This window comes from Marinobacter maritimus, assembly GCF_007671675.1.
In the GTDB taxonomy this organism is placed as follows: domain Bacteria; phylum Pseudomonadota; class Gammaproteobacteria; order Pseudomonadales; family Oleiphilaceae; genus Marinobacter; species Marinobacter maritimus.
Window position 1 is genome coordinate 889,662 of record NZ_VCGW01000002.1, and the last position, 13,673, is coordinate 903,334.

A 13,673-nucleotide genomic window follows, 5' to 3' on the forward strand; every position below is an offset into this window, starting at 1 on the left:
GCTCAATGCACTTCCTCAATGGTATTACCCTGCTGCTTGTCTATCAGCTGGCAGGTGAAATAATTGTGCGCCTTCTTGGTGTACCTATTCCCGGGCCGGTGCTCGGTATGGTGATGCTGTTTGTTACCATGATGATTCGTGGCCAGGCTCCGGAATCTGTGGAGCAGGCCTCTACCGCGTTGTTAAGTCATCTGTCCTTGCTGTTTGTTCCTGCGGGTGTAGGCATGATGACGCACTTTGGCCGGATTGCAGATGAATGGCTGCCCATTACGCTCGCTTTGCTTCTCAGCACGGTTATAACCATGGTGGCCACGGCGTTGATCATGCAACAAACAAGTCGCTGGTTTGCAAAGCCCGTGAGAGGGCACAGTGATGAATAACCCGGGGCTGCAGGACATTTGGGTTTATCTCTCGACGACCCCTTTGTTGGGGCTTACAGTCACGTTGGTAGCCTATGGATTGGCGTACCGTTTTTACCTGAAAACCAATTCCAGCCCGCTTGCCAATCCTGTGGTTACATCGGTGGCTATGCTGATCGCTTTGCTGATGGTCTCCGGTATCTCCTACAGCGATTATTTTGCCGGCGGACAGTTTGTGCACTTTTTGCTGGGACCCGCTACCGTGGCGTTGGCAGTTCCGCTCTATCAGCAGTTTTCGAGATTGCGACAGTTGTGGTTGCCGGTTCTGATATCGCTGATTTGTGGCGTTGGAATCGCGGCGGGCAGCTCTGTTTTATTGGCGCGGTTATTGGGTGGATCGTTAGAAATCCAGATGTCCCTCGCGCCCAAATCCGCTACTGCCCCTGTGGCCATGGGCATATCCGAGAAGATCGGGGGCTTGCCTTCGCTGACCGCGGTGCTGGTGGTGATTACCGGCATCACCGGGGCGGTATTGGGCACCAAGCTGTTTGAGTGGATTGGCGTGAAAGATGACACCGCAAAAGGCATTGCCATGGGCGTTGCGGCCCACGGTATAGGAACCGCGAGAGCGTTCCAGGTGAGCAATCGAATGGGGGCATTTTCCGGGTTGGCAATGGCGCTGTCTGCGTTCGCGACAGCGCTTTTGGTGCCGTGGATGGTAGATTGGATTCAGACGCTGCTCTGATCATACCGGCACTGCGAGTTTATTCTGCATCTGTTGCAGCCGCGATCAGGAGTCTGGTGGAGGCGCGTGGGGGCAATGGTAATCTTCCACCACAAGGCCTTCTTCCACGCTTTCCAGATGCACATCAAAGCCCCAAAGCCTGTGTGCATGGCGTAGAACCTCTTCTGTATCCCTGCCAAGTGGCACCCTGTCTACGGGCACGTGCCGCAGCATCAGTGAACGATCACCGCGAATATCCACGCCCCACACCTGAATGTTGGGTTCCCGGTAGCTCAGATTGTACTGGCGGGCCAGTTTCTCGCGCAGTTCGCGGTAGCCGGGCTCGTCGTGGATGGCGGTTACGGTGTAGCTGTCTTCCATGTCGTTATCTTCAATGGCAAACAACTTTAAATCCCGCATGACTTTGGGCGAGAGGAACTGCTGGATAAAACTCTCGTCCTTGAAGTTGGCCATGGCAAAGTGCAGGGTTTTCACCCAGTCGGTACCTGCGATGTCCGGGAACCATTCGCGATCCTCATCGGTGGGCGCTTCACAGATCCGCCGCAGGTCAATGAAAATGGAAAAGCCAAGGGTGTAGGGGTTGATGCCGGAATACCACGGACTGTTGAACGGGGGCTGGTACACCACGGCTGTATGGCTTTGCAGGAACTCCAGCATGAAGCCGTCTGTTACCAGGCCCTTCTCGTACATCCGGTTCAACAGGGTGTAGTGCCAGAAGGTGGCCCAGCCTTCGTTCATAACCTGAGTCTGGCGTTGCGGGTAGAAATACTGAGCCAGTTTGCGCACGATCCGGATAATTTCCCGTTGCCAGGTTTCCAGCAAGGGGGCGTTTTTTTCGATGAAGTACAGCAGGTTCTCCTGAGGCTCGTCCGGGAAGCGCTTTTTGCGTTTTACCGGGTCTTCATCCTCGTCCATTTTCGGGATAGTGCGCCAAAGATCATTCACCCTGCGCTGCAGGTACTCTTCCCGCTCCTCTTGGCGCAGGACTTCGTTCGCAGCAGAAATAGGCGCAGGCCGCTTGTAGCGATCAACGCCATAGTTCATTAACGCGTGGCAGGAATCCAGGATTTGCTCAACTGCGTCTACGCCATGGCGTTCTTCGCACTCAGAAACATAGTTCCGGGCAAACACGAGGTAATCGATAATGGCGCTGGCATCTGTCCAGGCGCGGAACAGGTAATTACCCTTGAAAAAAGAGTTGTGACCATAACAGGCATGGGCAATCACCAACGCCTGCATGGGCAAAGTATTCTCCTCCATCAGGTAGGCAATGCAGGGATCGGAGTTGATCACAATCTCATAGGCCAGCCCCATCTGACCGCGCTGATAACCTTTGGATGTGCTGAGAAACTGCTTGCCGAACGACCAGTGATTGTAGCCTACGGGCATGCCAACGGAGCTGTAGGCGTCCATCATCTGCTCGGCACTGATCACTTCAACCTGATTTGGGTAGGTATCCAGGCCGAACTCGGCGGCGCATTTGGCAATTTCCTCATCGTATTTTCCGATAAGCTCGAAAGTCCATTCCGAGCCGGTGGAAACCGGTGTGCGAGTTTCCGGGCCCTCACTGCCCGGCCCGTTCGGACGATCGGTGGCATCACTCATGCCGCTTTCCTCTCAAAAAGCCAGCGGAAGACCGGGTAGATCTCACTTGGGTCGGAAATCTGCTGCTGGGCAAAACTCTCGGGGAAACGCTCCTGCACCCGCTCGTACTCGTACCACAGCATCTGGTGATCCTGGGGCGTAATCTCCACATAAGCGAAATACTGCACCAGAGGCAAAATACGGTCGGTCAGCAGCTTGCCGCACACGGGAGAATCGTCATTCCAGTTGTCGCCGTCGGACGCCTGGGCGGCGTAGATGTTCCACTCCGCCGGCGAGTAGCGGGATTCGATAATTTTGTGCATCAACTTCAGGGCGCTTGAAACTATGGTGCCGCCGGTTTCCCGGGAATAGAAAAACTCTTCCTCGTCCACTTCCTTGGCGCTGGTGTGATGGCGTATGAACACCACATCGATTTTCTTGTAGTTTTTTCGCAGGAACAGATACAGCAGGATGAAAAACCGCTTGGCGGTGTCCTTGTGCATCTGGGTCATGGAGCCGGATACGTCCATCAGGCAGAACATGACGGCGCTGGTGGCCGGCTTGGGCTGCTTCAGGTGCTGGCGGTAGCGCAGGTCGATTTCATCAATGAAGGGTATCCGCTTTACATTGGCCTTGAGGCGGGCGATTTCATCCTCCAGTGCCTTGATCTGATCTTCATGGCTGAACGCTGCATCCAGGTCGGCGGGAGCGCTTCTGAGTTCGGCGAGCTGGGCTTCCAGTTCACGGATTTTTTTCTTGCGGGCGCCGCTCAGACCCAGTCGTCGAGCGTGAGCGCCGCGTAAAGATCGAATCACATCCAATTTAGCGGGCACACCCTGAGTGCTGAACCCGGAGCGCACGTAGTTGAAGGTTTCAGTATCCTTGAGTTTTTTGCGCACAAGGTTCGGAAGTTCGAGATCATCAAAGAGAAAGTTCAGAAACTCTTCCTGGGTGATCTGGAAGGCAAATTCATCCATTCCATCGCCATCGGGGCTGGCCTGGCCTTGCCCCTGGCCTTGACCGTCCTCACCCTCTGGCTTGGGCAGCCGGTCTCCCGCTACAAAATCCCGGTTACCCGGGTGCACCATTTCGCGGTGACCACCCTGACCATGATGGAACACGGGCTCGTCTGTGTCCCGCGAGGGAATACTGACATTCTCACCCCGTTCAATGTCGGTGATTGAGCGCCGGTGCACCGCATCAGAAACGGCCTTTTTGATGTGATGCCGGTAGCGGCGTAAAAACCGCTCCCGGTTTACCGCGCTCTTGTTTTTGCCGTTCAGCCGTCGGTCGACAATGTGGGTCATACCCATAATTCACACTCCACTTGCACGTTCGGGGCAAAGATCGCAGGCTCGTTTTGCGAGCCCGCCATCACTGCTAGTGAGACTTGCGAACTCGCAGGTACCACTCTGCCAGCAGGCGCACCTGCTTCTCCGTGTAGCCCCGATCGACCATGCGTTCGACGAACTGTTTGTGCTTGTTCTGATCTTCCTGGCTGGCTTTGGGGTTGAACGAAATAACGGGCAGCAGGTCTTCGGTGTTGGAGAACATCTTCTTCTCGATCACGCTGCGCAGTTTTTCGTAGCTGAGCCAGGATGGGTTCTGGCCCTGGTTGTTGGCCCGGGCCCGCAGCACAAAGTTGACCACCTCGTTGCGGAAATCCTTGGGATTGCTGATGCCAGCCGGCTTTTCGATTTTTTCCAGTTCCTCGTTGATAGAGGAGCGGTCAAGAATCTCACCGGTTTCCGGATCCCGGAATTCCTGATCCTGAATCCACAGGTCGGCATAGGTTACATAGCGGTCGAACAGGTTCTGGCCGTATTCGCTGTAGCTTTCCAGATAGGCGGTCTGGATCTCCTTGCCGATAAACTGAACGTAGTGCGGAGCCAGGAATTCTTTTATGAAGCGCAGGTAGCGCTCCTGAATTTCTGGCGCGAACTGCTCCTGTTCAATCTGCTTTTCAATCACATACAGCAGGTGCACCGGGTTGGCTGCGATCTCAGTAGTATCGAAGTTGAAAACCTTGGAGAGAATCTTGAATGCAAATCGGGTAGAGAGGCCATCCATGCCTTCGTTAACGCCTGCTGCATCCCGATATTCCTGAATGGATTTGGCCTTGGGGTCCGTGTCCTTGATGTTCTGACCGTCGTAGACTCGCATCTTCGAGAAAACGCTGGAGTTTTCTGGCTCCTTGATGCGCGAAAGCACGGAAAACTGAGCGAGCATATCCAGCGTATCCGGAGCGCAGGGTGCGCCGGCCAGCGAACTGTTTTTCAATAGCTTTTTGTAGATTTCGATTTCTTCCGTTACCCGGACACAGTAGGGCACCTTGACGATGTAGACCCGATCAAGGAAGGCCTCGTTGTGCTTGTTATTGCGGAACGTTTGCCACTCGGATTCGTTGGAGTGAGCCAGAATAACGCCGTCAAAGGGCACCGAGCCCATGCCTTCGGTGGTGTTGTAGTTGCCTTCCTGGGTCGCAGTCAGCAGCGGGTGCAGCACCTTGATCGGCGCCTTGAACATTTCCACAAACTCCATCAGACCCTGGTTGGCTTTGCACAGGCCGCCGCTGAAGCTGTATGCATCCGGGTCATCCTGGGAATAATCTTCCAGCATGCGGATGTTTACCTTGCCTACCAGCGCAGAAATGTCCTGATTGTTGTCGTCCCCCGGTTCGGTTTTGGACACCGCGATCTGATCAAGAACAGAAGGGTACATTTTCACCACACGGAACTGGCTGATATCCCCACCAAACTCATGCAGGCGCTTGACGGCCCAAGGCGACATGATGTTTTTCACGTAGCGGGACGGAATGCCGTACTCCTCCTCCAGAATGCCGGCATCTTCGGCCGGATCGAATAGCCCGAGGGGCGATTCGTTAACCGGCGAATCCTTTATGGCGTAGAAGGGTACCTTCTGCATCAGGTACTTGAGCTTCTCTGCCAATGACGACTTACCACCGCCAACCGGACCCAGCAGGTAAAGGATCTGTTTCTTTTCTTCCAGGCCCTGAGCTGCGTGCCGGTAGAACGACACAATATTTTCCACGGCTTCTTCCATGCCGTAGAACTCGGAGAATTCCGGGTATCGTTTGATGATTTTGTTGGAAAAAATGCGCGACAGGCGGGTGTCACGGGAGGTATCGACTAATTCGGGTTCGCCGATGGCAATCAATAATCGTTCTGCGGCCGTGGCATAGGCCGTGGGATCTTTTTTGCAGATCTCGAGGTATTCCTCGAGGCTGTACTCTTCTTCCTGGGTGCTCTCATACCGGTTCTTGAACTGCTGCAGTATGCTCATGGGTAGCCCCTCGCTTGCTGGTCTTCAGCTTCTAATACACGCAATATCCCCGTTGCAGTTACGGACGCCATGCTGGCGGTTCGGTTAGTTGTGGATGGAAAGGAATCAACAGTTTCGACCGTTCTCGATCTGTGTCGGATTTCGGTCGGTTTAATTTGATCTTAGTTCACGGTCACGAAGTTGGACAGGCATTAAACGGTTAAGGTTCATTAAATTATGTTACCGCTGCCGCCCCTGGGCTATCGACAGCGGCCTACACAGCACTATCGTTTAGTCAGCCGGAATACGCTCTCGGTTGCGCCGATCAGGCCTTTGCGTTTCGTAAACATGTGGTCGTTGGGAAGCGTGTTGGTGAGGATGTGCTCGATGTCGTAGTCGGCAGAATAGAGCTCCCGGACCTCATCGTCGCTGACATTGAACGGCGGTGGAGAAATTCTGGTTTTATAGTCCAGAGTAATGAGCAGGATCCTGGTGCCATCGGGAATGATTGCCGTGATGTGTTCCACGTAGGCCTTACGCATGGGGGCAGGCAGAGCTATCAGAGCGGCGCGGTCGTATACCAGGCGGATGTCCTTCAGGTCATCGGGAACCAGCTGGAAGAAATCACCAGCCCAGAGCTCCAGGTTTTCATGTCGGAAGGTAGTGAACGGCTCACCGGGATGAACCATGGCTTTTTCGCCAGCCTCGGCAAAGAAGTCCTTGCAGGCGATTTCACTCAGCTCCACACCAATAACCGGGTGGCCGCGGTCATGCAGCCACCACATATCGTGGGCTTTACCGCATAGCGGAACAAATACGCCTTCAGTGCCACCGCCGGAGAGCTCTGGCCAGTGGTCGTAAAGAAATTGATTGACGGAGCCTTCGTGGAAGCCGATTTCCTTTTTGCTCCAGCGCTCGTGCCAGAATTCGTGATCCATGATTTCCAGTCTCTTGTTTGGACGTTTGGCTCAGTCTACCTTAATCTCTGGCGGTATTGATGAGGGAGAATAGTATGAGAGCCGTATTTCTGGATGCCAGCACGCTTGGCAATGATGTGGATCTGGCGCCTATCGAACGCGTTGCAGGTGATGTTGTGAAGCATGGCGCCACGACATCGGCCCAGGTGACGGAGCGGATCCGGGGCTTTGATACCGTGCTGGTGAACAAGGTTATGCTTACGCGAAAGCACTTTGAAAGCTGCCCGGAGCTGAAAACCATCTCCGTTGTGGCTACCGGGTTGAATAATGTCGACCTGGATGCGGCCAGAGAACATGGCATTCAGGTGCTCAATGTGACCAACTACGGCCGCTCAACGGTGGCGCAGCACACCATGGCGCTGATGCTGGCATTGGCAACACGGCTATTGGATTACGATCGCGACGTGCGGGCAGGGCGCTGGGCGCAAAGCGACATGTTCTGCCTGATGGATCACCCGATTATGGAGCTGGAAGGCCGTACCCTGGGTATTCTTGGTTACGGGGATCTCGGGCAAGGCGTTGCCGAGCGGGCCAAGGCATTTGGCATGAATATTCTGTTGGGCGCACGCCCGGGGCAGTCAGCAGGTGAAACCGACGGTTATGCCAGGCTCCCGTTGGAGGAACTCCTGCCCAAGGTAGATGTTCTCTCGCTTCACTGCCTGCTCACCGACGAAACCCGGAACCTGATTGGTGCCCGGGAGTTGCAGATGATGAAGCCGGATGCCCTGGTGATAAACACCAGCCGTGGTGGTCTGGTGGATGAGGAGGCTCTGGCCCACGCGCTGCGTAACCGCGTTATTGGCGGCGCCGGGTTTGATGTCTTGACCGAGGAGCCACCGCGCAATGGCAACCCTCTGCTTGCGGGTGATATTCCGAACCTGATCATAACGCCGCACTCGGCTTGGGCCAGCCGCGAAGCGCGCCAGCGGATTGTGGACATCACAGCGCAAAATCTCGCGTCGATTTCGTGAATCGGCAGAAGTTCCTCATGATCTGGCCGGTTTCCGAACTGTCAATAATTCCTGGTTGCAGTTCGTGTAGCGATTTGTTGAAGGCAATGTAAAACGTTGCAATAAAGATTGGTGCACTCCTATCAAACAGGATGCTTTCAATTTAGGTTAAGGCTCTGTAAGTATTTGGTAATGTCTCGGCGGATATTGGCACAGAAAGGGCTTGGCCCTGCTTTGCGGAAAATCCGGCCAGCAGCAGCTTCAGGGAGTAACTGCGTGAAAGCATTTAAACGTTTGGTGCTGACGTTCGGAGTGGTAGCACTTGTTTCCGGGTGTTCCTCATACCAACACCGCAATCAGATGGCATCATTCAACACAGCCTATTCCTCCGGCGATTACGAATCAGCCTTGAAAGCGGTGAGTTTTAATGTCAGTGAAGGCAAGCCTGTCGATTCTGAGGGCAGGCTGCTTGAGCTTCTACACCAGGGCGAGATGTACCGCCTGACGGGGCATTACGAGGAGTCGGCCGAGGCATACGACCTGGCAGAAGAAGGGATGAAATACCTGGATACAGAGGGGGTGCTGGAGAGCGCGGCAGAAGGATTTATGGCCGTGATGGTTAACGACTCGCAGCGCGACTATGAGGCGTTGATGTCCGAGGCTGTTCTGGTCAACACCTATAAAGGACTGGCGTTCCTTGCGGCGGGCAATAACGAGTACGCCCGGATTGAGTTTAACCGAGCCAACGAACGCACCCGGCGAGCCGTTGACTACTTCCGTGAAGAAATCTCAGAACAACAGGCTGCGCTTGAGAAAGAGGCCCGGGATGAAGAAAGCAAAGCCTCAATGGTACGCGACAGTCTTGAAAGTGAGGGGTTTCAGGCGGCAATTACGGATCATTACGGAGCAGCTTCAAGCTGGTCAGTTTTCCCCGAATTCATCGTTCCCTCAAGCACCTACCTTCACGGTATGTACTTCCTTGCTAATGCCACAACTGGTGCGGATTATGAGCGCGCTGCTACTTCGCTAAAACGAGTGGCGCAGATGAGCCCTGAAAGCTCTGTATTGAAAGCCGATGCAGAGTTGGCAATAAACCTCGCTTCTGGCAAGCAACGCCCTTCAGGTTTGCCTGCCCAAGTCTGGGTCGTTTATGAAAATGGGTTGGGGCCGGTTCTGCAGGAAGAGCGCTTTGATGTTCCGCTGTTGCTGTTTCATGGGAATCAGCAGGCGCCCGCGTATATAGGTATTGCGCTGCCAAAGTACGCTCAGCGCGCAGTCGTGCCCGGAAGCCTCGGAGTGGTGAATGATACTGGGGAAATTGTCCAGACTGAGCGGATTTCCGATATGGGTACGGTTATTCGAACCGAAATGAAAGAGCGGTTTACTGGCGTACTTACCAGGGCGGTAACCTCAGCGGTCATCAAAGCAGTCATTCAGAATGAGGCAGCAGAGCGGTTTGGAGCGTTAGGCCAGTTAGGTGCTGCGGCACTTGCGGTCGCAACCACTCAGGCCGATCTGCGGGGCTGGCAGGCAATGCCCGATCACTGGCAGGCGGCCCGTATTGACCGGCCGGAGAGTGGAAGCCTGACTCTGTTGGATAATCGGGGTGAGATCCTGGGTAAAGTGGAAATCCCAGAGCAGCCGTTCACCCTGGTGTATGTAAAACGGCCTACAATACTGGCCCCGGCTACTGTTATTACAATGGATTTGCAGGGTGGGAGTAAGGCGGCGTTTGCCCGCCTGCCGGAACAGCCTGAGTCCGCCCAGGTTTCCGGTATTCAATAATCGATAACCGGTACAACCCATCAAAACGACAGGACGTGCGTTATGAAAAGGATATTGTTTGCCAGCATGCTGGTACTTGGTCTGGCGGGCTGCGCTGCTCAGCCCGAAACCACCAGTTCGTTGATCGACAGGCAGGAGCTGAAGGTAGATCCGGAAATCATCTACACCATGAATGTGACCGAGCTCTTTGAAGAGCGCCTGGCTCAGACCGGTGGCGAAAGCCTCCTGCAAGTGCAGTTTGCGGTTGAGGCGAGGTCTGATGCAGAGCTTGCCTGGAAAGTTACCTGGTTTGATGCCACTGGCATGACGGTTAAAGGTGTCGGTGAAGGTTATCGCAAGGCTTCATTGCTGACCGGCCAGACACGTTACTTCAAGGCAACAGCTCCCCATGCTCGAGTCGTCAGTTACCAGTTGCATCTTCGCGAACCTAAATAGAAGGAAAATCCAATGCTCATTCGTACCATTGCAATCTCTTTAAGTCTTTCGGTTCTTGCTGGCTGTGCCGCGCCTACCCGCTACATTGATCCAGCTGCTGACGATGGCCCTGTCGCGATGACCATGGATTACCGGGATTTTGAAAAAGCGGCGACTGACTCCGTGGAAGACATGCTCGCGAGCGGAGCTGTGAATAACCCGAATGGCGGCCGGTACATCATGGTTGTAAGCCGTATTACTAACGACACAATGCAGCGTATTGATACCGATCAGCTCACCAAGAAAATCCGTGTGGCTCTGCTGCGATCAGGCAAAGTTGTTACCACCACGGCGGTCGGCCTCAATGGCGCTGAAGATGAAATGAGCATGAAAGCTCGTGAGCTGCGCGATTCCGAGGAATTCGATCAATCTGGTGTGCAGCGTAAAGGTACGCTCCAGGCGCCTGATCTCAGCTTGTCCGGAAAAATCCTGCAACGCAATCACCGGGTCGGTAAAGAGCAGCAAGTGGAGTATTACATTCAACTTTCGCTGACAGATCTTGCTTCTGGCCTGGCCTTCTGGGAAGGCGAAACGCCCATCATCAAGCGCGGCTCTGATAGCTCCGTTTCCTGGTAAAAAAACAAGGCATTATCACCATGGCATTTCGTAAAACCCTGTTGTCGCTATTGATTGCCGGTACCGTCTCTATTGCCCCCGCAATCTCAACGTCTGTACTTGCTGATGAAAATCTTTCATCGCAAGCTCAAGCTGCTGAAAAAGACGCCCGAAAGACACCTCCTTCACCGTTCATGGCGGTATCCGAGGTAGATCCCGGCAATGAAAAAGTTGAAGAGTTTCTGGATGCCCGAGGCTGGGCCCGCGGCGAGTCGGCAAACAATCCGGGTGGCGGGACGCTGGTTGTCGCAAGTCAGGCTATCAGCGCAGACCCCACCAGCATATCCTTCAGCGAAGCCCGGATTCTGGCAACAGAAGAAGCCTTCCTTCAGGCCATGGGTGAATTGGTGTCCCAAGACGCCGTAACCGTGGGCGTATCCATGGCAGATCGTTTTCTGAAAGATGATCTGCCGGAAGATGTCCGCGACACCACCAGCCTCGATGCACTCGGTAAGGCCGTGGCGAGCCGTGCAGCAGAGTTAACGGTGCAAGGCCTGAACGCTCTGCTGAAAGAGCTGGGTACAGACCCCTCCAGCCTGCCTGAAATGACCGTTGCTGAACGCACAGACATGATCTACGACGAGTTCGTTACCGAAACAACCTGGCGTGCGATGGGGCAGCTGTCGGGTGTGGGTGTGTTTGGTGTGATTGAAGAGGTGGGCGGCGACGGCCCGGTTAACAACGGGCGCATGAGCGTGGTTGTGGTCAAGGCAAATCGTTTTAACGAGTTTGGTCGCCAACTGCGTACGGGTGATGTTGCTCCCGGGCAGGCTATCCCCGTAGACGATATTCAGGCTCGCTTGAAGCCGCAGTTAAAAGAAGGGGTGCCCATGCTTGGTTATTTCGGCGCCCAACCCGTGGTTGACGCCGAAGGCCGCTACGGTTTGCTTTCGTTTGGTATGGCGGGCCCCCAGCTGGTGCGCGGAACCATGGACGAGTTTGAGATTACGAGCGAGCTCGAAGCGTCCAAGGAAACTGCAAAGCTGATGGCCGATGCCTGGCTTGCTCAGTTTGCATCGATGACGGTACAAGGCCAGAAAGAGTCGACTAAGCGCAAGCTGAACCAGAAAGTGAAAGAAACCCGCGGCGATGGCAGGGTCGAAATAAAAACAACCCAAGGCATTGGCAAGATGGTTAATAACATTCTTGAGTCGGAAGCCACCGCCCGCCTTCAGGGCGTACAGACCATTGCCGAATGGAATGCTGTTGATCCCGCTACCGGCCATCCCTATCTTGGCTATGTGAAGTACTGGTCACCGCAGACCTCCGCCAAAGCTCAGGGCCTGAATAAAAAGGCGGCCGCAAAGCCTGCGGTGTCAGAATCTGGTCAAAACCAGGGTGAAACCAAGCGGACAACACGAAGCACGGGCTCCTTCGGAGAGTGGTAATGAAAGGACTTCTTTTGGTTTTGTTAAGCCTTTTTCCGGTTGCGGCACTTGCTGCAACCGAGATCCGCACGGTGGCTGCCGAGGCGACCGGAATTGACAGGGAACAGGCGGTTTACAATGCGTTGGGCGAAGCCGTTCGTCAGGTGCGTGGGGCGCAGATAAGTGCAAGCCGGCAAGTGCGCAGCGCACTCGCAAGAGTAAGCCAGCGCAACAACGATGGTAGCGAGTCCAGTACCACTGTGTCCTCTGGCCAGAAGAGCGAAACCCGTGTGGCTTCAAGCGGATTAATCTCAGGCTACCGCATTCTTTCCGTGACAAATACCGGTGATGGCAGCGGTAAACTTGCACGGCTTGAGGTGGATGTTCCCGTGTACAAGGCGCCGGGATCATCTGCACAAGACAACCGTTGGCGTATGGCAGTCCACCCGGTTGAAACGGCTCACGGCAGTTATACAGTCGACCGAACCCCGTTATCGGCAGAGGAGGTTTCCCGGCGTTTTACCCACTCAATTTCCGATGCGTTGACCCAGTCACGGCGCTTTGCAGTGCTGGCAAGAGATAGTGAGGATGCGATCTCTAACGAGCGCCACCGCATGGCCGGCACGGATGTGCCGGTGTCCGAGAAAGCGATGCTGGGTAATACTCTCGGTGCAGAATATCTGGTAGTGACCCGTATAGCGGATTTGTCGCTGGGTTCCAGGCAGCAAGTCAGCACTCTAACCGGTGAAAAAAGCACCATCGCGACCGGATCCGCGGTTTTGGAGATTCGCGTTGTTGTTCCAGCAACGGGGGGAATTGTCTGGAGTCAGACTTTGAATGCCACGGCTACGACATTGGGTTTGACGCTCGATGGCACCCGCCATTCGGTTCAGAAGGTCTTTGACCGGATCGGCGGTGAAGTCGCCTTGAGAGTCATTGATGCAGTCTGGCCGCCGTTAGTGGAAAAACAGCAAGGTGGAGAGCTAGTCGTCAATATGGGCGGGAATCTCATGGCGGTTGGCGATACCTGGGAGGTGTTCAAGCTCGGTGATGTGGTTCGGAACAGCCATACACGGGGTGGGCTTGGGCGGGAAGAACAACGTATTGCCACAGTCGAAATCACTCGCAGTACCCCTAAGATGGCGTATGCCAAAGTCATTGATGGAAGCGTCGAGGGAAGCGGGCATGTTTTGCGTCGTAGTGCTTATTCGTCCGCAAGCGAAAGCGCTGCGGAGAAGGTGCGTGGCACCAGAAAGCGCACATGCCTACCTGTTGATCCATGCTGATGTAGAAAGGAAGTTGTCAGAATGCCTGACCCGCCATGCGGGGGTCAGGCGACACCTGCATTAACCATTCGTGGAATGTCGAAGTCCCTCCTGCTAGGCAGATCGCCTCCGGTATTTATCAAAGTCTTCCGTTCGAAGGCTCACTGTTGCAATCGAATTGCGGAATCACGAAGTCGTCGAATATCAATATGGCTGTATTGAGAGCGCTGCCTCGCAAAAAGCGCTTAATCAGTCATACTTGGTGGAAAT

At 54.6% G+C, this 13,673-nt stretch carries 12 protein-coding genes; 8 read left to right on the plus strand and 4 right to left on the minus strand.

Features of this window, described 5'->3' with window-relative positions; genetic code table 11:
- Positions 1-5 precede the first annotated feature (5 nt).
- Both FFI90_RS11190 and FFI90_RS11195 read left to right on the plus strand, forming a co-directional pair.
- On the plus strand, positions 6-380 hold the full coding sequence (locus tag FFI90_RS11190; protein ID WP_144778078.1) for a CidA/LrgA family protein: 375 nt from the start codon (positions 6-8) through the stop codon (positions 378-380).
- On the plus strand, positions 373-1,104 hold the full coding sequence (locus FFI90_RS11195; RefSeq protein ID WP_144778079.1) for an LrgB family protein: 732 nt from the start codon (positions 373-375) through the stop codon (positions 1,102-1,104). Before FFI90_RS11190 ends, FFI90_RS11195 begins: the two co-directional genes overlap by 8 nt.
- Before the next feature lie 45 nt (positions 1,105-1,149).
- Here FFI90_RS11195 and FFI90_RS11200 read toward each other — a convergent pair whose 3' ends face one another.
- The 4 genes from FFI90_RS11200 to tmpT all read right to left on the minus strand — a co-directional run bounded on the left by FFI90_RS11200 (position 1,150) and on the right by tmpT (position 6,908).
- On the minus strand, positions 1,150-2,709 hold the full coding sequence (locus FFI90_RS11200; RefSeq protein ID WP_144778080.1) for a SpoVR family protein: 1,560 nt from the start codon (positions 2,707-2,709) through the stop codon (positions 1,150-1,152).
- Positions 2,706-3,995 carry a YeaH/YhbH family protein gene (locus tag FFI90_RS11205; protein WP_246123544.1) on the minus strand — a complete coding sequence of 430 codons (1,290 nt, stop codon included), beginning with the start codon at positions 3,993-3,995 and terminating at the stop codon, positions 2,706-2,708. The genes FFI90_RS11200 and FFI90_RS11205 overlap by 4 nt, the downstream gene beginning before the upstream one ends.
- A 73-nt stretch (positions 3,996-4,068) precedes the next feature.
- A complete protein-coding gene (locus FFI90_RS11210; protein ID WP_144778082.1) occupies positions 4,069-5,991 on the minus strand; it encodes a PrkA family serine protein kinase in 1,923 nt (640 codons plus the stop codon).
- Between the two features lie 263 nt (positions 5,992-6,254).
- Positions 6,255-6,908, minus strand: coding sequence for a thiopurine S-methyltransferase (gene tmpT / locus FFI90_RS11215; protein WP_144778083.1), 654 nt, complete (start codon positions 6,906-6,908; stop codon positions 6,255-6,257).
- Positions 6,909-6,982: 74 nt separating this feature from the next.
- Between tmpT and FFI90_RS11220 the strand changes: the two genes are divergently transcribed.
- From FFI90_RS11220 to FFI90_RS11245, 6 genes are all read left to right on the plus strand, one after another.
- Complete coding sequence (locus FFI90_RS11220; RefSeq protein WP_144778084.1) at positions 6,983-7,918, plus strand: D-2-hydroxyacid dehydrogenase; 936 nt, start codon at positions 6,983-6,985, stop codon at positions 7,916-7,918.
- A gap of 255 nt (positions 7,919-8,173) precedes the next feature.
- Entirely contained in the window at positions 8,174-9,682 is a 1,509-nt protein-coding gene (locus FFI90_RS11225) for a COG3014 family protein (protein WP_144778085.1), read from the plus strand.
- A gap of 42 nt (positions 9,683-9,724) precedes the next feature.
- A complete protein-coding gene (locus FFI90_RS11230) occupies positions 9,725-10,117 on the plus strand; it encodes a YcfL family putative periplasmic lipoprotein (protein ID WP_144778086.1) in 393 nt (130 codons plus the stop codon).
- Positions 10,118-10,129: 12 nt separating this feature from the next.
- On the plus strand, positions 10,130-10,732 hold the full coding sequence (gene lpoB, locus FFI90_RS11235) for a penicillin-binding protein activator LpoB (RefSeq protein WP_144778087.1): 603 nt from the start codon (positions 10,130-10,132) through the stop codon (positions 10,730-10,732).
- Positions 10,733-10,752: 20 nt separating this feature from the next.
- A complete protein-coding gene (locus FFI90_RS11240) occupies positions 10,753-12,159 on the plus strand; it encodes a DUF6844 domain-containing protein (RefSeq protein ID WP_144778088.1) in 1,407 nt (468 codons plus the stop codon).
- Complete coding sequence (locus FFI90_RS11245; protein WP_144778089.1) at positions 12,159-13,424, plus strand: CsgG/HfaB family protein; 1,266 nt, start codon at positions 12,159-12,161, stop codon at positions 13,422-13,424. The genes FFI90_RS11240 and FFI90_RS11245 overlap by 1 nt, the downstream gene beginning before the upstream one ends.
- The last annotated feature ends 249 nt before the right edge of the window (positions 13,425-13,673 follow it).